Consider the following 231-nt stretch of genomic DNA (forward strand, 5'->3'; position numbering starts at 1 on the left):
GCTAGCGGGTATCGTGGCTAAACACTATGCAAAAACTCACATTTTGCCACGTGACATCGTACATGCTCACGAGTATGGTGACATTCACTACCACGATCTCGATTACGCGCCGTTCTTCCCAATGTTTAACTGTATGCTTATCGACTTGAAAGGCATGTTAACGCATGGCTTCAAGATGGGTAACGCGGAAATCGATACGCCTAAGTCTATCTCTACCGCAACGGCAGTAAC

1 protein-coding gene is annotated in these 231 nt (G+C 46.8%); it reads left to right on the forward strand.

The genetic code is table 11. The annotated features are described in order from the left end of the window. Window positions 1–231, forward strand: a 231-nt coding sequence (nrdD, locus tag A3712_RS16495; protein ID WP_331710903.1) for an anaerobic ribonucleoside-triphosphate reductase, incomplete at both ends; no start/stop codon positions are given.

The organism is Vibrio sp. HI00D65 (assembly GCF_001635455.1).
GTDB lineage: Bacteria > Pseudomonadota > Gammaproteobacteria > Enterobacterales > Vibrionaceae > Vibrio.